This is a genomic window from Streptomyces sp. NPDC090798 (assembly GCF_044768965.1).
Lineage (GTDB): Bacteria > Actinomycetota > Actinomycetes > Streptomycetales > Streptomycetaceae > Streptomyces.
This window is the reverse complement of record NZ_JBIVXA010000005.1, coordinates 312,928-332,042: the sequence shown is the minus strand read 5'-3', so window position 1 is coordinate 332,042 and position 19,115 is coordinate 312,928. Positions and strand designations below refer to the sequence as shown.

The following is a 19,115-nucleotide window of genomic DNA, read 5'->3' as shown; positions in this document are numbered from 1 at the left end:
AACACTTCGAACATACTTCGTCCAACCCCTTGCCGAAGCCTTAACGGAAGGTTAGCGTCCCGCACCGCACAGCGATTTGGAGCCGCAGCCGTACAAGAGACAAGGACGTCACCATGTCGGCAATGAGCAGCAGCTGGGACCGTCGATCCGTTCTGCGAGCCGCCGCGGGACTGGCCGCGCTGGGACCGCTGGCCGCGTGCGGAAGCAACAACGGGCGCTCCGGGGGCGGGAGTTCGGGCAAGTCCGTCAAGCAGTACTTCCACGCGTACGGGGAGGCCGGCGTCGAGGACGCCCTCAAGCGGTACGCGAAGGGCTACGACAAGGCCGCGGTGAACACGCAGTGGATCACCAGCGCGGACTACGAGAGCAAGCTCTTCTCCTCGTTGCTCACCGACAACGCCCCCGACGTGTTCGAGTTCCACCCGCAGATCCAGCTCATCAGGAGCGGTCAGGTGGCGGACCTGAGCGACATCATCGATCCGGTCAAGTCCGACTTCAACCCGGCCGACATCGCCTCGCACACGGTGGACGGGAAGACATACGGCGTCCGGATGATCGACGACCCGCAGTTCTTCTTCTACCGCAAGTCCGTGCTGGAGAAGGCGAAGATCCAGCCGCCGACCACGCTGGACGAGCTGATCGAGGCCGCGGCGAAGCTCACCACCGGGAAGGTCAAGGGCCTGTTCATCGGCAATGACCTGCACGCGGTCATCAGCCCGATGATCTGGTCGGCCGGCGCCGACACCCTCGACGCGAAGAACCAGATCGCGTACCACACGGAGGGCGTCAAGGAGGGCATCAAGAAGATGCGCACGCTGTTCACCAGCGGCCATCTGCTCCTGGACGCTCCGACCGACTACTGGGACCCCTCCGCGATCGTGCAGGGTCTGACCCCCATCCAGTTCTGCGGTATGTGGGCCATGCCGGTCATGCAGAAGGCGCTCGGCGACGACCTCGGGATCTTCCCCTTCCCGAAGGTCACGGACTCCGGCAAGCAGTCGGTCTACAACGGCGGCTGGTCGATGTTCGTCAACGCCAAGGGCAAGAACGTCGACCTGGCCAAGGAGTACGTGCAGTGGCTGTGGATCGAGCAGAAGAAGTACCAGGAGGACTTCGCGCTGTCGTACGGCTTCCACATCCCGCCGCGCACCTCGATCGCCGCGTCCGCCACCAAGCTCAAGACAGGCCTGCCCGCTGAGGGCGTCAAGCTCTTCAACGACTTCGGGCACTTCGACAACATCGGCTGGACCCAGGCCATGATCACCGCGCTGGAGGACGTCTTCGCCAACAGCGTCCGCAAGAACGGTGACCCGGAGGCCTCGCTCGACCAGGCCGACACCACCGTCAACCGCGAACTCAAGAAGCTCTTCGGATAGCCGGCGGAGACCGACGGACGGGTTTCGACATGTCGACCACCACCACGCGCGGTGTCGCGCGCCCCGCCTCGGCCAAGGCCTCACCGGCCAGGCCGCGGCGGGAGCTGCGCGGCAGCAGCACCTTCAACTTCTGGCTCTTCACGAGCCCCTTCCTCATCGGCCTGACGGTCTTCGTCTATGTGCCGATCGGCTGGAGCCTCTGGCTGAGCTTCTTCGAGGCGCGCTTCACGGTGACGCCGAGCACGTTCGTCGGGTTCGACAACTACTGGCAGATGCTTCAGGACAGCAAGTTCACCGGCTCGCTCATCACCTTCACCGTGTTCGCCGCGTTCATCGTGCCCGCCACCTGGGCGCTGTCGCTCGGCCTCGCTCTGCTGGTGAACCGGCTGCGTTTCATGAAGGCGTTCTTCCGGTCCGTCTTCTTCCTGCCGACCGCGTGCAGTTATGTCGCCGCCGCGCTGATCTGGAAGATGTCGATGTTCAGCGGGGTCCGCTTCGGCCTGATGAACACGGTCCTCGGCTGGTTCGGCGTCGAGAACATCGCCTGGCTCGCCAACCCCGATCCGCCCTGGTACTGGCTGGTCATCGTGACGTTGCGGCTGTGGCTGCAGGCCGGTTTCTACATGATCCTGTTCCTCGCGGCGCTGCAGAACATCCCGCCCGAGCTGTACGAGGCCGCCGCCATCGACGGCGCCAGGCCTGGCTGGCAGACCTTCCGCCACATCACCCTGCCGCAGCTGCGGGCCACTTCGACCGCGGTGATCCTGCTGCTGGTCATCGCCGCCTACCAGGCCTTCGACGAGTTCTTCAACCTGCTGGCGAAGACGACCTGGGGCCGGCCGCCGCTCGTCGAGCTGTACTACACCGCGCTCGGCGAGAGCCAGGACTACGGCGAGGGCAGCGCGGGCGCGGTGATCCTCACCCTGCTGATCCTCGTCGTGACACTCGCGCAGGGCAGGTTCCTGGGCTTCGGAAGGGGTGACGACAAGTGACCGCCACCGTGCCTCCGGCTGCTCCGGTCGACAAGCCGCGCCGCATCAGGCGCGGCAGCGTCATCGGCAACACCGGCCTGTACGTCTCCATCGGCGTCGCCGCCCTGCTCTTCCTGGTCCCCTTCTATCTGATCGTCCGCAACGCGCTGTCGACGGACCCCGAGATCACCGGCGAGAACTGGAAGTTCTTCCCCTCGAACCCCCAGTGGAGCAACGTCACCGAGCTGTTCCACGACACGACGGTCGACTTCGGCCGGTCCCTGTTCAACTCGGCGGTCGTCGCCGTCCTGATCACCGTCGGCACCCTGCTGGTCTGCTCGCTCGCCGGCTACGGCCTGGCCCGTATCCCGTACAAGCACGCCAACAAGGTCTTCTACATGGTCCTGGGGACCCTGATGGTGCCACCCGCCGTCACCTTCGTCCCGAGCTTCGTGCTGGTCTCCTCGCTGGGCTGGGTGGACAGTTACCGGGGGCTCGTCATTCCGGTGCTCTTCAGTGGTTTCGCCTGCTTCCTCTTCCGGCAGTACTTCCTGGGGTTCCCCAAGGAGTTGGAGGAGGCGGCGCGCGTGGACGGGCTCGGCCACTGGGGCGCGTACTGGCGCATCGTCGTACCGAACTCCCTGCACTTCTTCGCCGCGATCGCGACCATCACCTTCATCAGCGGCTGGAACGCCTTCCTGTGGCCGCTGGTCATCGGCCAGGACCCGAGCGCCTGGACCGTGCAGATCGCGCTCTCCTCGTACATGACCAACCAGACCGTCAACTACCACCTGATCTTCATGGCCACCGCCATTTCCATCCTGCCCCTGGTGTTCGTGTTCCTCTTCCTCCAGCGCTGGCTGGTGCAGGGGGTCGCGCAGACGGGCATCAAGGGCTGATCGACAGGCTCAACGGGCACCGAGGGACGATCTAGGAGACCGATGTCTTTCCGCACGACTTCCGCCATTGACTACATCGAGGACGTCTCGCCGGGCAGCGGGGCGCTCCCGCCACGCGCCCGGTACGCGTCCTCGGACGCGCGGTCCTTGTCACTGAACGGCAGTTGGCGCTTCCGTCTGTCCCCCACCGCCGACGCCGAGGACGACTCGTTCGCGGCGGAGGGTTTCGACGCCGGGGACTGGGCCGAGGTGTCCGTCCCGGGCCACTGGGTCCTCCAGGGGCACGGCTCACCGATCTACACCAACCATCTCTACCCGTTCCCGGTCGACCCGCCGCGCGTGCCGACCGGGAACCCGACCGGCGATCATCTGCACGCCTTCGACCTGCCGTCCGACTGGCCCTCGGACGGCGGGGCGGTGCTGCGCTTCGACGGGGTCGAGTCCTGTGCCCGGGTCTGGCTCAACGGCACGGACATCGGCGAGTTCAAGGGGTCTCGGCTGCCGCACGAGTTCGCGGTCGGCCATCTGCTCAAGCCGGGCGGCAATGTGCTGGCGGTCCGTGTCCACCAGTGGTCGGCGGGCTCGTACCTGGAGGACCAGGACCAGTGGTGGCTGCCGGGCATCTTCCGGGACGTCACGCTCCTGCACCGCCCGGCCGGCGGCGTACTCGACTTCTTCGTGCACGCCTCCTACGACCACGTCGAAGGCCTCGGGACCCTGCGCGTCGACTCCGACGTCGACGGCCGGGTCACCGTGCCCGGCCTCGACATCGATGTCGCGACCGGCGAGTCGGTCACCGTCCCGGTGCGGCCGTGGACGGCCGAGACACCCCAGCTGTACGACGGTGTGCTCGCGACCGAGGGCGAGCGCGTCCCGCTGCGCCTCGGCTTCCGCACGGTCGCCCTGGAGGGCGGCCTGATCAAGGTCAACGGCACGCCCCTCCTCTTCAAGGGCGTCAACCGGCACGAATGGCACCCGGAGCGGGGCCGCGCCCTCGACCTGGAGACCATGCGCGAGGACGTGCTGCTGATGAAGCGGCACAACATCAACGCGGTGCGCACCTCGCACTACCCGCCGCACCCCGCCTTCCTCGACCTGTGCGACGAGTACGGCCTGTGGGTCGTCGACGAGTGCGACCTCGAGACGCACGGCTTCACCGAGCAGGCCTGGCGCGACAACCCGGTCGACGACGACTGCTGGACCCCGGCCCTGCTCGACCGCGCGGCCCGCATGGTCGAGCGCGACAAGAACCACCCCTCCGTCGTCATCTGGTCTCTCGGCAACGAGGCCGGCACCGGGCGGGGGCTGACCGCCATGGCCGAGTGGATCCGCGGCCGGGACGGCTCGCGGCTCATCCACTACGAGGGTGACATCGACTGCCGTGACACGGACGTCTACTCACGGATGTACGCCGGCCACGCCGAGGTGGAGAAGATCGGCCGCGGCCTTGACGGCGGCACCCACAGGCGCCGCGGACTCCCCTTCATCCTCTGCGAGTACGGGCACGCCATGGGCAACGGGCCCGGCGGGATCGCGGACTACCAGCACCTGTTCGAGTCGTACGACCGGATCCAGGGAGGCTTCATCTGGGAGTGGATCGACCACGGCATCAAGGACGAGCGGTACGGGTTCGCGTACGGCGGCGACTTCGGCGAGGAGCTGCACGACGGGAACTTCGTCTGCGACGGGCTGCTCTTCCCGGACCGGACCCCGTCCCCGGGTCTGGTCGAGTACAAGAAGGTGATCGAGCCCGTCCGGATCGTCGGCGACGGGGCGGACGGGACCGTGCGGGTCACCAACGGCCACGACTTCGCCGATCTCTCCGCGCTGGCCTTCGCGTGGTCCTACCAGGTCGACGGGGAGACGGTCGAGGCGGGCGCCCTGTCGGTGCCGGAGCTCGCCCCGGGCGAATCGGCGGACGTGAAGCTGCCGGACCCGCCGGCCGACTCACGGGGCGGGGAGACCCGGTGGACGGTACGGGCGACGCTCGCGGCCGACACCGCGTGGGGGCCCAAGGGGCACCTGGTGGCCTGGGCGCAGTTCCCGCTCTCGGCGCGGCCCTTGACCGCCGTGGCGCGGAGCGACGGTCCGGTCCTCGGCGAGGGGCAGATCACCCTGGGCCCGGCGGCCTTCGACGCCCGTACGGGTGCGCTGCGGTCGATCGGCGGGGTCGATGTCAGGGGGCTGCGTCTGGACGTGTGGCGTGCGCCGACCGACAACGACAACGGGGCGGCCTGGCAGCCGGAGCTGCGTTACGGCCCGCTCTGGCGCGAGCTCGGCCTGCACCGTATGCAACACCGGCTGGAGTCGGTGGAGTTGGGCGACGACGCGCTGACCGTACGGACCCGGGTGGCGCCCGCCGCCCGCGAGGTGGCCCTGCACACGGTCTACCGGTGGACGTCCGACGGAACACGGCTGCGGCTGACCGTGTCCGTGGCGCCCGAGGGCGACTGGACGCTGCCGCTGCCCCGGCTCGGGATCCGGCTGGGGCTCGCGGGCTCGGTGGACGCGGCCAGGTGGTTCGGCGGCGGTCCCGGCGAGGCCTATCCGGACACCAAGTCGGCTTCCATGGTGGGGCGTTGGGAGTCGACGATCGACGGGCTTCAGACGCCGTACGTCCGTCCGCAGGAGAACGGCGCTCGGGCCGACGTCCGCTGGGTGGAGATCGGCGGGCTGCGGGTCGAGGGCGAGCCGGAGTTCTGGTTCACCGCGCGGCGCTGGACGTCGGAGCAGCTCGACGCCGCCGAGCATCCGACCGATCTGAAGGCCGGTGACACGGTCTGGGTGAATCTCGACCACGGCCAGCAGGGCATCGGCTCGCAGTCGTGCGGTCCGGGCGCGCTCCCGCAGTACCAACTGCGGCCTGCGCCAGCCGAATTCACGTTCCACTTCTCGGAGATCCAGGGCTGACACCCTCACGAGGACCGCGGCCGGTCGGCAGCTTTTCAGCCGACCGGCCGCGGTCGCGTCGTGTATCGGATGCGTCCTCATCGGCTCGCTGCAGGCGCTCTACGGCCCGGCGGTCCCGGGTCTGCGCGCGCCTCTCCCTCGGCGGCAGGCCTCGGTCTGAGCCCGCACTTCACCGGTGGTGTCGCGACGCGGGAGTCATGCCCCCGAGTAGAGGGTGCCTATTCCGTAGGGTGTGCCGCCGTCCGGGTGCTCTTCCGGCAGCGGAGTGCGTGAGAACTGGACGCTGCGCTCGTCGCACGCGCCGAACACGTGGAAGTTCCCGCGAGCTTGGCGCAGGCTGAGCCCGCGATTGGGGCCGCCGTGCACGTCGCCGGCGTCGTGCTCGTCCTGGCCGTCGTCCTCCCAGCGGCAGACGGTGCAGATCTCGAACACTCCACGCTCGGCCAGGGTGATGAAGCCGCAGCAGGGACAGCGGTACGGCCCGCACTCGGCACTTCCGCGAACCATCATGAAGGTCACGTCCGCATCCTGATCCGCGGACACCGCGCGATCAAGGGCTTTTGACTCTGGCGTGCACGCTTTCCCACTGTGTTGGTGGGGTGGCGGGGTGTGCGCAGGGGCGTTCGCCTGCGTTCAAAGGCGGCTGGTCACCGGGCGGAACCGAGACGGCCGTACTCGTCATCTGGCCGCGGTCACGTCGGCATTCCCCGCTCGGCCAGGCCGCTCTCGTACGCGATGATGACCAGTTGTGCGCGGTCCCGGGCGTGCAGCTTGGCCAGGAGGCTGCCGACGTGGGTCTTCACGGTCGGCATGCTGATGACCAGGCGTTCGGAGATCTCCGCGTTGGACAGGCCGTTGGCGATCTGGACGAGGACTTCGTGTTCCCGCTTGGTGAGACCGACGAGTCGTGGAGCGGGGCGGGGCGTCTCGCCGAGCCGGGAGAAGTTGGCGATGACGCGCCGGGTGACCGTCGGGGCCAGTACGCCCTCGCCCGTGGCGATGACCCGGATGCCGTCGACCAGGTCGGACGGCGAGGCGTCCTTCAGCATGAAGCCGCTGGCGCCCGCCTGGAGTGCCGGGTAGACGTACTCGTCCATGTCGAACATGGTCAGGGCCAGCACCCGGACACCGGTCAGCGTCTCGTCGGAGCAGATCTCCCGGGTGGCCGCGATGCCGTCGAGAACCGGCATCCGGAGGTCCATCAGGACGACGTCCGGGGCGAGTTCCCGGGCGAGCCGCACCGCCGTGGCGCCGTCGCCCGCCTCGCCGACGACCTCCATGCCGGGCGTGGAGTCGACGAGGACCCGGAAGCTCCCGCGCAGCAGTGCCTGGTCGTCCGCGATCAGTACCCGGACCGACTCGGCCATGCGTGTTCCCCGGTTCCTCGTCCGCTCGTAGGTGACATATGACATTTTAGCAAGGCTCTCTCGTCAACTCGTCCGCCCCATAGGGCCCTTCACGCCACGCTCAGGAGCAGCTCCGCCGTGCCGTCGGCCGCCGCCCCGACCGTCGTACCGTACGGCTCGGACAGCCGGGCGACCTCGGTGAGGATCTCCTTGGCCTCGGTCCGACCGGCCAGGCGGGGGCGGCCCCTGCGGTGCACCGGCAGGGCGAAGCCGAGGTCGACCGGATGGAGGCGGGCCGTCACGAGGGTGCCGTCGTCGAAGGTGAGGACCGGCAGGAGCGACTGCCAGTAGCGGCGGTGCGGGGCGAACAACCGGGTGCCGTGGCCGCCCAGTCGGTCGTAGTAGCGACCCGGGGTGGGCGGCCGGTCGGTGGTGACCTTGGCGTAGTCCTCGGCGGAGACACGGTCGGTCAGTTCGATCTGGCTGACGATGTTGCCGAGGCTGTAGAAGATCGGCCGGTCCCGGTACAGCTCGACACCGCGCAGGAAGTGCGGGCCGTGCCCGACCACGACGTCCGCGCCCTCGTCGATCACCCGGTGGGCGAAGGCGCGCAGGAACTCGCCCGGTGTCTCGGGCGTCGGGCCGGGCTCGTGGGAGTGCACGCTCACCACCACGAGGTCCGCGCGGAGCCGGGCCTCGCCGACCCAGCGGGAGATCTCGTCGAGGTCGCGCGGATCGCACTCGGTGGTGAAGCCCGGTTCGTCGGCCGTCAGGAAGCGGGTGCCGAACAGGGTGAGCCGGTCGGGTCCGAGGAGGGCGGGGTCGAACCTGAGGAGGGTGCGGGCCTCGGCCCGGCGGGCGCGCAGGCCCGTCTCGGCGTCGATCGTCCGCAGCACATCCATCTGAGAGGCCGTCACCCGCAGGGTCGCGGAGTGGCGCAGCGGATTGAGGCCCGGTCGGCCGGGCAGTTCCGGCGACGGATCGGCCGCTTCCTGGCCGGGCAGGAACGTCGTGGTGCAGGCGAGCAGCGCCAGGCTGCCGTCCGACCGGTCGACGTAGACGGGGCGGCGCGCCGTGGTGAGGTCGGCGCCGATGCCCGCGTACGGGATCCGCCTGGACCGCAGCAGGTCGACGGTGCCGAGCACGCCCTCCGTGCCCAGGTCCATGGCGTGGTTGTTGGCGCAGCCCAGCACGGTGAACCCGGCCGCCGTGATCTCGTCCAGGACACCGGAGTCCGCGATCAGACAGCCGCCGCCGGCCGCGTTGTGCACCGGGTGTCCGCGTCCGTCGTAGGGGACCACCTCCAAGTTGGTGACGGCGAAGTCGGCGCCGTGGAGGAGTTCGTGGAGCCGTCCGGCGGCCGGGTCGGAGCCGATCAGCGCTCCCCGGGTCGCCATGCAGTCGCCGGACAGGGCCACGGTCAGCCGGGTCACCGCCGGGCCGCCGTGACCGCGCGGGTCAGCGCGCCGCCCGGGTCGGAGCCGGTGACGTCGACGCGGTTGCCCTCCACCATCACGGTCGGGGTCAGCGCCACCTTGCGGGAGGCGGCGATATCGGAGACGTACCGTACCCAGGGCCGGTACGGGGCGTCCTCGACGCAGCGGGCGAAGGACGCCCCGGTGATGCCGGCGTCCCGGCCCGCCGCGATCAACTGGGCCTCGCTGAGCCCGGGGCCCTGTTCGGCGGGCTGCTTCGCGAACAGGACCGTGGAGTACTGCTCGAACCTCCCCGCGTCGGCCGCGCAGGCCGCCGCCGAGGCCGCCTGTGTCGAGTAGCCCGCGGGCTTGCTGCGGCCGTCGAGGAAGGCGACCGGGTGGTAGACGACGCTCACCCCACCGTGCGACCGCAGGCCGTCCAGGGCGGTGGTCAGGGCCCGTTCGGTACGACGGCATTCGGGGCAGAGGTAGTCGAGGTAGACGTCGACGCGTACGGCGCCGGTGGAGGCGGCCACGCCCGACTTGTCGGCGGCGATCCCGGCCGGTACGCGGCTGGGTGCCTCGCCGGGGGCCGTGTTGTTCGCCCGGACCAGGCCCGCGCCGACCAGCGCGGCGGCGACCACCACCAGGACGGCCACCAGCGACACCACCAACGTGCGCCGTCGCCTGTGCCGTTGGTGCACCATCTCACGCACCATGGCGTCCGTTGTCTGTGTGCCCGTCATGCCCCTCACTCCTTCGGGTCCAGGACCCAGCTGTCCAGCGCGTATCGGGTGCGCGGATTCCGGATCAGGAGGGCGGCCGCGCCGAGCAGCAGCAGGTCGCGCGCGATGTCGAGCGCGTAGCCGCGTGCGGCGCCACCACTGAGCGTGCCTCCACCGCCGAAACAGCCGCAGTCGATGGACATTCCCCGTGCCCACACCGAGGCGATGGCCGCCGCGTACGCGACCAGCAGGACGGCCGCGCCCACCGCCGCCGTCCTGGTGGCCAGCCCGGCCGCGAGCAGCAGCGCGAGCGCCACCTCGACGAACGGCAGTACGCCACCCACGAGTTGGGCGGAGTCGTCGGGCACGATGCGGTAGAGCGCGACCGTCCGTCCGGCCTCCGTGAGGTCCCCGATCTTCACCAGACCGGCGTAGGCCAGGACCGCCGCCAGGAGCAGCCGGGCCGCGAGCCGCACCGCGCCCGCCCCGTACCCGGCCGTGGCCCCGGTGTCCGCTGTCGTCGTGACATCCGCCGCGTCCGCGTCCGTCGTGCCCGCGTCCACCGTGTCCTGTCCTCCCCGGCTCATGACGTACGGGAGAACCGGTGGCCCGCGAGACCCAGCGCGACCGCGGTGAGGGCGGCCAGGACACCCAGTTCGGCGGCCACGGGTGGGTGCCAGTCGCCGAGCGTCAGCCGGGTCTGCTCCGAGGTGAGCACGCTCGGTCCTGGCAGCGTCCGGCGGACCGCGTCGACGCCGTACGTCAGCGGGTTGAGCTTGACGACGGTGTCGAGCCAGCCGGGCAGGCCGTTGGGCGGGAACATCGCGCCGGAGAAGAACATCAGCGGCATCAGGCTCAGGTTCACCACGACCTGGAAGGTGTCGACCTGCCGGATGGTGACGGCGGCGAGCAGCCCGAGCGCCGTGAACATGAGGGAGACCAGGAGGAGTTCGAGCAGGACGACCAGCAGCATCGGTGTGTAGCGGATGCTCGCGATCCCGCCGACGGACAGCACCATGAGGCCGTAGACCGCGCCCGTGGTGGCGCCGCCGAGAGCCAGTCCGAACACGATGGACGCGCGCGGGAACGGCGCCACGAGCATCTGCCGCAGCACCCCCAGCCTGCGGTCCCACACCAGCGAGATGCCCACCGCGATCGCCGGGGCCTGTACGGACATGACCAGCGTGCCGGGGAACAAGTAGGCCCGGTAGTCGTTCAGTTGGGCTTTGCCGAGGCTGGAGGACGCCGCGTCGAGGCCGGTACCGAGGACGACGAGGAACAGCAGGGGTGTCACCAGGCCCATGGCCAGGCGCACGGGGTTGTGCCGCAGCCGGGTCATCTCCCGCCGCCAGAGCAGCAGGACGGGGCGGGCCGGGTGGCGGGACCGGTCGGCCGGTGGCGGTGCGGCGGTGGCGTCGCCGAGTGCGGCGGGTGCGGTGTCGGTCCGGCTCATCGCAGTCCTTCCCCGAGGTTGCCGAGCATGCGTGGGCCGGTCGTGCTCTCCCGGATGGCGAGACCGGTGTGGTGCAGGAAGACGTCGTCGAGCGTGGGCGGGGCGATGCCGACCTCGCGTACGGTCACGCCGAGTTCGGTGCACAGGCGGGGCACCAGGGCTGCCGCGCGCTCGACCCGGAGCAGCAGACCGTCCGCAGTGGGCTCCGCCGGGAGGCCGAACCGTTCGCCGAGGGCGTGGGCGGCGCGCCGGTCGTCCTCGGTGCGCAGGACGACGAGGTCGGCCCCGATGACGGACTTGAGGTCCGCGGGTGTGCCCTCCGTGACCACCTTGCCCCGGTCGATGATCGCGATCCGGTCGCAGTGCTCGGCCTCGTCCAGTTGGTGCGTGGTGACGAAGACCGTGATGCCCCGCTCCCGCCGCAGCCGCTCCAGGTGCTCCCAGACGGCGGCGCGGGTCTGGGCGTCCAGTCCGGTCGTCGGCTCGTCGAGGAACAGCACGCTGGGCTCGGCGAGCAGGCCTCGGGCGATCTCGAGGCGGCGGCGCAGTCCGGTGGAGAACTGCCGTACGGGCACCCTGTGGCGCTCGGAAAGGTCCATCAGGTCGAGCATCGAGGCGATCGCTTCGCGGGACGCGCGGCGGGACAGGCCGCACAGGTCGGCCTGGAAGCGGAGGTTCTCGGCGGCGGTGAGGTCCAGGTCGAGGGTCGACTCCTGGAACACGATGCCGATACGGCGGCGGACCTCGGCGGGCTTGGCGGCGACGTCGAAGCCGGCCACCTCGGCGCGGCCCGCGGTGGGCCGCAGCAGGGTGATCAGCATGTTGATGGTGGTGGTCTTGCCCGCGCCGTTCGGTCCGAGAAAGCCGTACACGCTGCCCGTGGGCACGGCCAGGTCGAGCCCGTTCACGGCCGGTGCGGTGCCGTAGTACGCGTAGAGGCCCTCGGCCCGGATCGCTGTCATGAGCGACTCCCTTCAGAGGCACGGGAGTCGGCGTCGGCGGGTTGTGCGCGTTCGACCGGGCGACGGACCGCCAGGACCGTGCGGAACACGCTGAGTTCGCCGGGCTCGTCCACCGGCCGCCCGTCGGCCTCCACCCAGGCGTGCGCGCCGAACGGTTCGGTTCTGAATCCCGTGCACCAGTCGGCCCACCTGCCGCGTGCCCGGCACAGCAGGACGGTGGCCACGGAACGCTGGAGGCAACCGAGGCCCGCGCAGCGGGTGCTGACCGAGACGACGGACCGGCGGGCCCGCGCCACCTCGGCGTAGCCGGCGGGGCGGGACCCCTTGCTGATCACGCCCAGCACGCGGTGCAGCCGGGCCGGCGGCAACCGGACCAGCAGACGTGCCGCCCCGGCGGCGCACCGGGGAGCGAGCTGCCGGTACCAGGGCAGCCGCGGGGCCTGTTCGGCCACGGCGGGGGTGGTCACGAGGCCACCTCCACGAGATGTGCCGCGCTGAGCGCGTCGATGAGGGCCTGGACGTCCTGCCGCGCCTGGTCGTCGCTGACCGGGGCTTCGGCGCACAGGCCGGCGGCGGCCGCGTCGGGCGCCGTTCCGTCGAGCAGTTGGCGCAGGACGCCCGCGCCCGAGTGGTTCAACTGCCAGTAGCGTCCGCGGCGCCCGTCGAGCAGCACGGCCCCGGAGTCGACGACGGTGAGGGTGACGTCGCGGGCGAGGGTCAGCTTCATCGGAGTTCTCCCGTGTGCGTGGTCCGGGCGGGTGGCAGAGGGTACGGCCGCGGATGCGTCCGCAGCCAGCTCTCGCACGCCACCGTGGTGTCGATCGGCTGAAGGTGATGGGACATCGGCCCCGGGTTCAGTACCGCGGACCGGAAGGCCGCCGGGTCGATGAGGCCGAGCCGGGCGAGGTGGGAGTCCTCGCACAGTTCCAGGATCCGGGCCCGGTTGCGGGCCAGGCCCCGGAACGCCTCCGCGCTGAACTCGCCCTTGTCACGGCGGCACAGGATGTCCGCGGGGACGAGACCCCGTGCGGCCGTGGTGAGCAGCGGCTTGAACCGCCCGCCGAGCAGGCGCTGGTCGATCCGGGTGGCCAGGGCCGCCTCCACCACCCGGTCGTCGAGGAAGGGCGCGTCCCAGGTGATGCCGGTGCCCGCGAGGACGGCGTTGACCTGGCGGACGGTGGTTCCCTCGAAGACGAGTGAGGCGAGCGCCTGGTGCCGGGCCCGGTCGGCGTCCAGGGGCCCGGGTCCCTCGGTGGCGGCGTCGGTGAGCAGGGCGCGGACCGCGGCCACGGCGTCGGGGGTTGCCCAGGCCGGCATGCGGGGCGCGAACACCCAGCCGAAGTCGGGCTCGTCGACGGGTGGGGGCGGGGCGTCGATGCGGGCGGCGACCCGACCGAGGTTCTGCGTGAACGTCGACCGGTCCAGCAGCGAGCGTACGGTCGCCCGCCACGGCCAGCGATTGGCCAGCCGGTAGCGGTTGACCAGCCGCAGCCCGCCGACCGGTGTGGCCCGGGCCAGGGACCAGGCGCAGGCGGGCATCCGGCCGAACAGCTCGTCACCGCCGAAGCCGGTCAGGTGCAGCGTGGCGCCCTCCGCCGTGGCCCGCTTGGCCAGGTCCTGGATGTGGGCGAGTCCGGAGGCCCAGGTCGAGGGACCTTCCGGGGCCGCGCCCACGAGGTCGGCGGTGTAGCCGACGTCGAACAGGTTCTCGGCGCGGTCGGCGGGCAGCGTGTGGTGCCGGGCCGCAGGCAGGCACTCCGCGGCCCTGTGGGCCCACATCGTGTCCGCGTTGGCGCTGTCGACCGGCATCACGTGGTACGTGACCAGGTCGGCCCCTGCCGCGTGGGCGAGGAAGCACAGTGAGGTGGAGTCCAGGCCGCCGGACAGGTCGGCGCTGAGGGTGCCGCCCGCGGCGACCCGGGTGGTGATCGCGTCGTCCAGCGCCGAACGGACGGCGGCCGCGCCCTCCGCGAGCGTGCGGGACGGCTCCGGGAGTTCCCACCAACGGGTCTGCCGGGCCCGGCCGTCCATGTCCAGTTCCAGCCAGTGGCCGGTGGTGAGCGCCTCGATGCCCCGGCGGACGGGGCGCTGGGCGAGCGGCCAGGGTGGTCCGCCCGGCGCGAGCAGGCGGGCGGCGAGCACGGTCTCGTCGAGGCCGGCGCCGGTCAGCCGCAGCAGGGGATCCACCCCGCTCGCGGCGACGGTCACCCCGTCGACGACGGCCGTGAAGATCTGTCGTACGCCGACGGCCGACCCCTGCACCCTGGTCCTGCCGTCCAGTGACACTGCCAGGTGGACGGTTCCCGGCAGCCGGGACGCGATCGCGTCCACGTCGCGCAGCGAGCGCAGCCGGCCGAGTGCGGCAGCCGTGGCGGTCTCGTCGAGCCGGGTGTGTCCCAGTACGACCAGCCGCCGTGGGCCCGCCTCTACGACGACGGCCTCGGCCTCGGGCCAGTCGCCGACGATCCAGGGCCGCCCCGACGCGTGGTCGATACGCCGCGTCGCCCGCAGCCGGCCGGCCGTCGCGGCACCGGCCGGGCAGTCCGGAAGAACCACGAATTCCATGTCGCCTCGTTCCCCGTCTCCTCGTTGCCCCGGGTGGTGCCGGTGCGCGTGAGCGCACCGGCACCGGACGTGATCACCAGAAGCAGACGATCGCGTAGCCACAGCCGGCGAAGTCGTTGCAGCTTCCGACACCGAGGCACTTCGTGAGCTCCTCGAAGTCGCCGACTTCCTGGAGCATGGGGGGCTCGTAGATCGCGGACATGGTGTCCTCCCGTTTCGGATCGGTCAGGCCGACCTTGTTCGGCCTGTGACCTGCAACGGAAGTTACGTGGCGGAATGTCCCACCGGCATGGGGCAGTTGTCTCAGGCCCGTCCTGTCAGCTGTCCCACCGGCGTTGGCGCACCCAGCCCCAGCCGAGGGCGGCGACGGTCCAGGCGAGCAGCACCGTGAGGCCGAAGGCCGTGTGCGGGGAGCGGACGGTGAGCAGTTCGTTTCCCGCCTGGTCGGGGAAGTACCGTGCCATCTCCTTGGTCGCCCCGAGGAGGGACAGGATGTGCGTCCCGGCGAGCACCATCGGCAGCAGAACGGCCAGCGGTACGACGGCGTTGCGGGCGATCGCCGCGATACCGGCCGCGAACAGGCACATCAGGGTCAGATAGACGACCGCCCCGGCCAGGGCGCGCGGGACACCGCTCGCGCCGAGCGAGGAACCGTGGGACCCGAGAGCCGCCTGCGTGACCAGGTAGCCGAGGACGGTGACCGGGAGGGAGACGGCCACCGCCGCAAGGGCGGTGACGCTCACCTTCGCCAGGTAGAGCCGCCCGCGCCTGGGTACGGCGAGCAGGGAGACACGGATCATGCCGGACGTGTACTCGCTGGTGACGATGAGCACGCCGAACACGATCAGCGCCAACTGGCCGTAGAGGATGCCGTCGAGACCGGCCTGCTCCGGGGTGAAGTCGGAACGCAGGCTCGGGTTGTCGGACTCCAGCGCGTTCTTCGCCGACCAGCCGTCGAGGGCGGCGATGAGAACGCTGACCGCGGCGAACAGCAGCAGCGCGATCTGGGTACCGCGAATGCCGCGCAGCTTGGTGGTCTCGGCGCGGACGGCCGCGAGGGTCTCAGACATGCGAGTTCCTGCCTTTCTCACCGAGGGCGCGTTCGCCGTCGGCTCCCGCACGGGTGCCTTCCCCTCCGATGACGTCGAGGAAGGTCTCCTCCAACGACCCGGCGTGGGTGCCGAGTTCGTCGAGCGGGAAGCCGCCCGCCGCGGCGATCCGGCTGACGTCCGCGGCGGCCATGCCCACGACGTCCAGGCCGCCGCCGGGGATACGGGTCACGGTGGCGCCGCCACCTTCCAGCTCCCTGCCGAGCCTGTCGGGCTCGGGGGTGCGGACGCGGACGTACGACCGTCCGTGGCGCTCGATGAAGTCCGACATTCCGGTGTCCGCGAGGAGCCGGCCCCGGCTGATGACGACCAGGTGATCGGCGACCAGGGCCATCTCGGTCATCAGATGGCTGGAGATGAGGACGGTACGGCCCTCGGCGGCCATCGAGCGCAGCAGGTCGCGCAGCCAGCGGATGCCCTCGGTGTCCAGGCCGTTGACCGGTTCGTCGAGCACCAGCACGGGCGGGTCGCCGAGGAGCGCGGCGGCCAGGCCCAGCCGCTGGCCCATGCCGAGGGAGAAGGTGCCGGTCCGGCGCCGGGCCGCGTCCGCGAGCCCGACCGCCTCCAGGACCTCGGCGACCCGGCCGCGGGCGATCCGGTTGCTCTGGGCGAGCCAGCGCAGATGGTCGCGCGCGGTCAGGCCGCGGTGCGGGGCCGAGGTCTCCAGCAGGGCGCCGATGTGGCGGAGGGGGTAGGCCAGGTCGCCGTAGGCGTGCCCGTCGATCCGCGCGGTTCCGGTGTCGGGGCGGGTCAGGCCCAGCAGCATCCGCAGGGTGGTCGACTTCCCGGCGCCGTTGGGGCCGAGGAAGCCGGTGACGGCTCCGGGCCGCACCGTGAAGGTCAGGCCGTCCACGACGGTGGTCGGCCCGTACCGCTTGGTCAGGTTCTGGACATCAATCACGGGACGAGTCTGGCCGCGGCGGCGGCACCACACATCGGACCGGGGTCGGGACGGTGCGGGCCGGTTTCGCGGACCGGACCCATACCGGAGTATGAGACCGTTTCAGCCATATGCGGTGGGCGGGACGTATGGCAGTCGGCGTGGGACCTAGTACGGCAGTGTCGCGAGGATGCGGAAGCCCGCGCGGGGGCGGGGGCCCGCGGTGAGGGTCCCGCCGTGCGCGACGGCCCGTTCCCTCATCCCGACGAGCCCCATCCCGCCGCCGGGCACGGTCGGCCGGTGCCCGGGTCCGGGGCCGTCGTCGGTGACGCCGATCGTCAGCACGCCGTCCTGTGCGGTGACGCTGACCAGGCAGCGGGTCGGGGCAGCGTGTTTGACGACGTTGGTCAGCGCCTCCTGGACGATTCGGAACGCGGTCAGCGCGACCCCGTCGGGTGGTTCCTCCGCGCAATCGCGGCGCAGGTCGACGCTGACGCCCGCCGCCTCGGCCGTGTGGACCAGGGAAGGCAGGTCCGACAGTCCGGGGACCGGCTGGAGGTCCTGCTGCTGGTCGACGTGTTCTCGGCGCAGCACCTTGAGGGTGGCCCGCATGTCGCGCAGCGCCCTGCGGCTGATGTCCTCGATGACGGTGAGGGCTTCTCCGGCCTCCTCGGGGTGGGTGGCGATGACGTGGTTGGCGACCCCGGCCTTGATCGCGATCAGGCCCACGCTGTGGGTGACGACGTCGTGGATGTCCCGGGCGATCCTCATGCGTTCTTCGACCTTGGCCTGCTCGGCCGCCTGCACGATGGTCCGCCGCAGGCTCTCGCGTCGCTCCCGTACGGCCGTGCCCGCGGCCCACGTCGCCCCCAGCACCAAGAGCCCGAACAGCAGTTGCACCGCCCGCGTGCCGCCTGTGTAGTGCTGCCCGCCCGTCACCGTCAGCAGGGCCGCGCCCGCCGTGCTCGCCCCGCCGACGATCACGGCCGACCGCCCCAGCTGCCGTCGCCGCGTCGTCGCGACCAGGTACAGGGCGTAGGCCGCGGAGAGGAAGACGGCGGGGCCGAGACCTGCGGCCAGCGCCACGCAGGACGCGGTGAGGACGATCGCGAACACCGGGACGGGCCACAGCCGCCGTACGGCGAGCGGCAGCGCGGTGGCGAGCGAGAGCAGCGGTACGGCGAGCCCACCGGGCGCGCCGCCGCTGTCGGGCCGTACCAGCGTCAGTTGCGGAAGCAGGGCGAACCCGAGGGCCGCCGCCCCGTCGAGGAGGATCAGGCGTCGGCGCGAGACATCTCCCATGTCCCCAACCTAGGTGTCTGATCAGGCGGACGTCCAACGCGGCCGGAACAGGACCATGACCGCCTAAGTCGGTGCGGTCCGTCCGTTTCGTCTGCTTAGGCTGGCACCGTCTTTGCAGGCGTTCAACGCTTACCACGGGGGTGCAAAGCTATGCGGATCAACCTGTTCATTCTCAGTGAGGACCCGGTGTCCCTGGCCGGACTTGAGGCGATCGTCGAACAGGACGACAGCGTCAACCTCATCGGCACGGCGACGGACGAGTCCCACGGCCTTCGATGTCTGGAGAACAATCCGCTCCGCCCGGATGTGGTGATCATCGGTGAGCCGCCGTCAAAACGCGCCATCTGCAGAAACGTCGCGTGGATCGTCTCCCTGTACCGCCAGGAGAAGTCACGGCCACAGATCGTCGTGGTGTCGCAGAACGACTACGACGACGTGATCGTCTCCGCCCTCCGCCTCGGCGTGAACGGGTATCTCGCGCGGATCGCCTCCCCGGAGGAACTGTTCCAGTCCCTGCACATCGTGGCACGCGGCGGTGCCGCGTTCAGCCCGACGATCGCGGCTCGCTTCAGCAGGTTCTTCGCCACCATGCAAAGGCTTCCCGAGCCGCCCGAGTTCTCCCAGCTGACCAGCAGGGAGACAGAGATACTGGAACTGCTCGCGGACGGTATGAACAACCGCCAGATCGCCCGGCGCCTCTTTCTCGCGGAGAAGACCGTACGCAACTACGTCTCCCGCATCTTCACCAAACTGGAGGTGCACGACCGGGCCGCCGCCGTACTGCGCGCACGCGACGCCGGTTTCGGCGACCAGTCCGACACCGTCCTGCCCCAACACGCCTGACAAGCAGCGTGACCCCGGTCAGGACGGCCGGCATCGACGTCCCCGGCCATCCGGTTTGCCGACACCTTCGGCCCGACGCCGGTTCGCCGATCCTTGGCTTCGCCCTCCTCGCGCACCGGCGCCGAAGGGCGCGCGGATGCATACGTGACTGAATCTGCACAGCGAATGCGCAATTGCGCCACGGGTGCGTTCTGTTGGTGCGGAGTTGTCCTGGTCGGAGCTGCCGTGGCAATAGCTGTCGGTTTCCTGTGCGGGGCTACATGTAGAGATGCTGCCCTCAATTCGTGTGCACGTGTGCATGGATGAGCAGTCGACTGTTTCAACTGCCCTGCCGGGAGCAGCGACCGACTGGATGCCGG

Annotated in this window: 19 protein-coding genes and 1 pseudogene; 6 read left to right on the top strand and 14 right to left on the bottom strand. The window is 70.6% G+C overall.

Annotated elements, in window-relative coordinates:
- Positions 1–113: 113 nt before the first annotated feature.
- The 5 genes and pseudogenes from ACIQTP_RS14055 to ACIQTP_RS14035 form a co-directional block, all read left to right on the top strand.
- Positions 114–1,376, top strand: coding sequence for an ABC transporter substrate-binding protein (locus ACIQTP_RS14055; RefSeq protein ID WP_402038142.1), 1,263 nt, complete (start codon positions 114–116; stop codon positions 1,374–1,376).
- Positions 1,377–1,405: 29 nt separating this feature from the next.
- Positions 1,406–2,368 carry a carbohydrate ABC transporter permease gene (locus ACIQTP_RS14050; protein WP_403399583.1) on the top strand — a complete coding sequence of 321 codons (963 nt, stop codon included), beginning with the start codon at positions 1,406–1,408 and terminating at the stop codon, positions 2,366–2,368.
- Positions 2,365–3,246 (top strand): carbohydrate ABC transporter permease, encoded by an 882-nt coding sequence (locus ACIQTP_RS14045; protein WP_403399581.1) that lies wholly within the window; start codon positions 2,365–2,367, stop codon positions 3,244–3,246. The genes ACIQTP_RS14050 and ACIQTP_RS14045 overlap by 4 nt, the downstream gene beginning before the upstream one ends.
- A 42-nt stretch (positions 3,247–3,288) precedes the next feature.
- Complete coding sequence (locus tag ACIQTP_RS14040; protein WP_403399579.1) at positions 3,289–6,156, top strand: glycoside hydrolase family 2 TIM barrel-domain containing protein; 2,868 nt, start codon at positions 3,289–3,291, stop codon at positions 6,154–6,156.
- A pseudogene (locus ACIQTP_RS14035) lies at positions 6,110–6,342 on the top strand (MFS transporter); the annotation flags it as partial. The gene ACIQTP_RS14040 and the pseudogene ACIQTP_RS14035, both read left to right, overlap by 47 nt.
- A gap of 9 nt (positions 6,343–6,351) precedes the next feature.
- Here ACIQTP_RS14035 and ACIQTP_RS14030 read toward each other — a convergent pair.
- The 14 genes from ACIQTP_RS14030 to ACIQTP_RS13965 all read right to left on the bottom strand — a co-directional run bounded on the left by ACIQTP_RS14030 (position 6,352) and on the right by ACIQTP_RS13965 (position 17,913).
- Positions 6,352–6,666, bottom strand: coding sequence for a CPCC family cysteine-rich protein (locus tag ACIQTP_RS14030; protein WP_403399838.1), 315 nt, complete (start codon positions 6,664–6,666; stop codon positions 6,352–6,354).
- Between the two features lie 182 nt (positions 6,667–6,848).
- A complete protein-coding gene (locus ACIQTP_RS14025) occupies positions 6,849–7,523 on the bottom strand; it encodes a response regulator (protein WP_402038153.1) in 675 nt (224 codons plus the stop codon).
- An 89-nt stretch (positions 7,524–7,612) separates the two neighbouring features.
- The gene (gene mslH, locus ACIQTP_RS14020) at positions 7,613–8,935 is read right to left on the bottom strand and encodes a lasso peptide C-terminal Trp epimerase (RefSeq protein WP_403399577.1); all 1,323 of its coding nucleotides are present in this window, start codon (positions 8,933–8,935) and stop codon (positions 7,613–7,615) included.
- Positions 8,932–9,663, bottom strand: a complete 732-nt coding sequence (locus ACIQTP_RS14015; RefSeq protein ID WP_403399575.1) for a DsbA family protein — start codon at positions 9,661–9,663, stop codon at positions 8,932–8,934. Before ACIQTP_RS14015 ends, mslH begins: the two co-directional genes overlap by 4 nt.
- A 5-nt stretch (positions 9,664–9,668) precedes the next feature.
- On the bottom strand, positions 9,669–10,229 hold the full coding sequence (locus ACIQTP_RS14010) for a MauE/DoxX family redox-associated membrane protein (RefSeq protein ID WP_403399573.1): 561 nt from the start codon (positions 10,227–10,229) through the stop codon (positions 9,669–9,671).
- Complete coding sequence (locus tag ACIQTP_RS14005) at positions 10,226–11,095, bottom strand: ABC transporter permease (protein WP_403399571.1); 870 nt, start codon at positions 11,093–11,095, stop codon at positions 10,226–10,228. The genes ACIQTP_RS14010 and ACIQTP_RS14005 overlap by 4 nt, the downstream gene beginning before the upstream one ends.
- Positions 11,092–12,057, bottom strand: a complete 966-nt coding sequence (locus ACIQTP_RS14000) for an ATP-binding cassette domain-containing protein (RefSeq protein WP_403399569.1) — start codon at positions 12,055–12,057, stop codon at positions 11,092–11,094. Before ACIQTP_RS14000 ends, ACIQTP_RS14005 begins: the two co-directional genes overlap by 4 nt.
- Positions 12,054–12,524, bottom strand: a complete 471-nt coding sequence (locus ACIQTP_RS13995; protein WP_403399567.1) for a lasso peptide biosynthesis B2 protein — start codon at positions 12,522–12,524, stop codon at positions 12,054–12,056. Before ACIQTP_RS13995 ends, ACIQTP_RS14000 begins: the two co-directional genes overlap by 4 nt.
- The gene (locus tag ACIQTP_RS13990; RefSeq protein ID WP_402038170.1) at positions 12,521–12,784 is read right to left on the bottom strand and encodes a lasso peptide biosynthesis PqqD family chaperone; all 264 of its coding nucleotides are present in this window, start codon (positions 12,782–12,784) and stop codon (positions 12,521–12,523) included. The genes ACIQTP_RS13995 and ACIQTP_RS13990 overlap by 4 nt, the downstream gene beginning before the upstream one ends.
- Complete coding sequence (locus tag ACIQTP_RS13985) at positions 12,781–14,622, bottom strand: lasso peptide isopeptide bond-forming cyclase (protein ID WP_403399564.1); 1,842 nt, start codon at positions 14,620–14,622, stop codon at positions 12,781–12,783. Before ACIQTP_RS13985 ends, ACIQTP_RS13990 begins: the two co-directional genes overlap by 4 nt.
- Positions 14,623–14,695: 73 nt before the next feature.
- Positions 14,696–14,824 carry an aborycin family tricyclic lasso peptide gene (locus tag ACIQTP_RS13980; protein WP_103079660.1) on the bottom strand — a complete coding sequence of 43 codons (129 nt, stop codon included), beginning with the start codon at positions 14,822–14,824 and terminating at the stop codon, positions 14,696–14,698.
- 115 nt (positions 14,825–14,939) lie between these two features.
- Complete coding sequence (locus ACIQTP_RS13975) at positions 14,940–15,692, bottom strand: ABC transporter permease (protein WP_402038174.1); 753 nt, start codon at positions 15,690–15,692, stop codon at positions 14,940–14,942.
- Positions 15,685–16,632: an ATP-binding cassette domain-containing protein gene (locus tag ACIQTP_RS13970; protein WP_403399562.1), complete on the bottom strand. Its 948-nt coding sequence runs from the start codon at positions 16,630–16,632 to the stop codon at positions 15,685–15,687. Before ACIQTP_RS13970 ends, ACIQTP_RS13975 begins: the two co-directional genes overlap by 8 nt.
- Positions 16,633–16,779: 147 nt before the next feature.
- A complete protein-coding gene (locus tag ACIQTP_RS13965) occupies positions 16,780–17,913 on the bottom strand; it encodes a sensor histidine kinase (protein WP_403399560.1) in 1,134 nt (377 codons plus the stop codon).
- 150 nt (positions 17,914–18,063) lie between these two features.
- On the opposite strand from ACIQTP_RS13965, the gene ACIQTP_RS13960 reads away from it, so the two are divergent.
- On the top strand, positions 18,064–18,756 hold the full coding sequence (locus tag ACIQTP_RS13960; protein ID WP_403399558.1) for a LuxR C-terminal-related transcriptional regulator: 693 nt from the start codon (positions 18,064–18,066) through the stop codon (positions 18,754–18,756).
- Positions 18,757–19,115 lie beyond the last annotated feature (359 nt).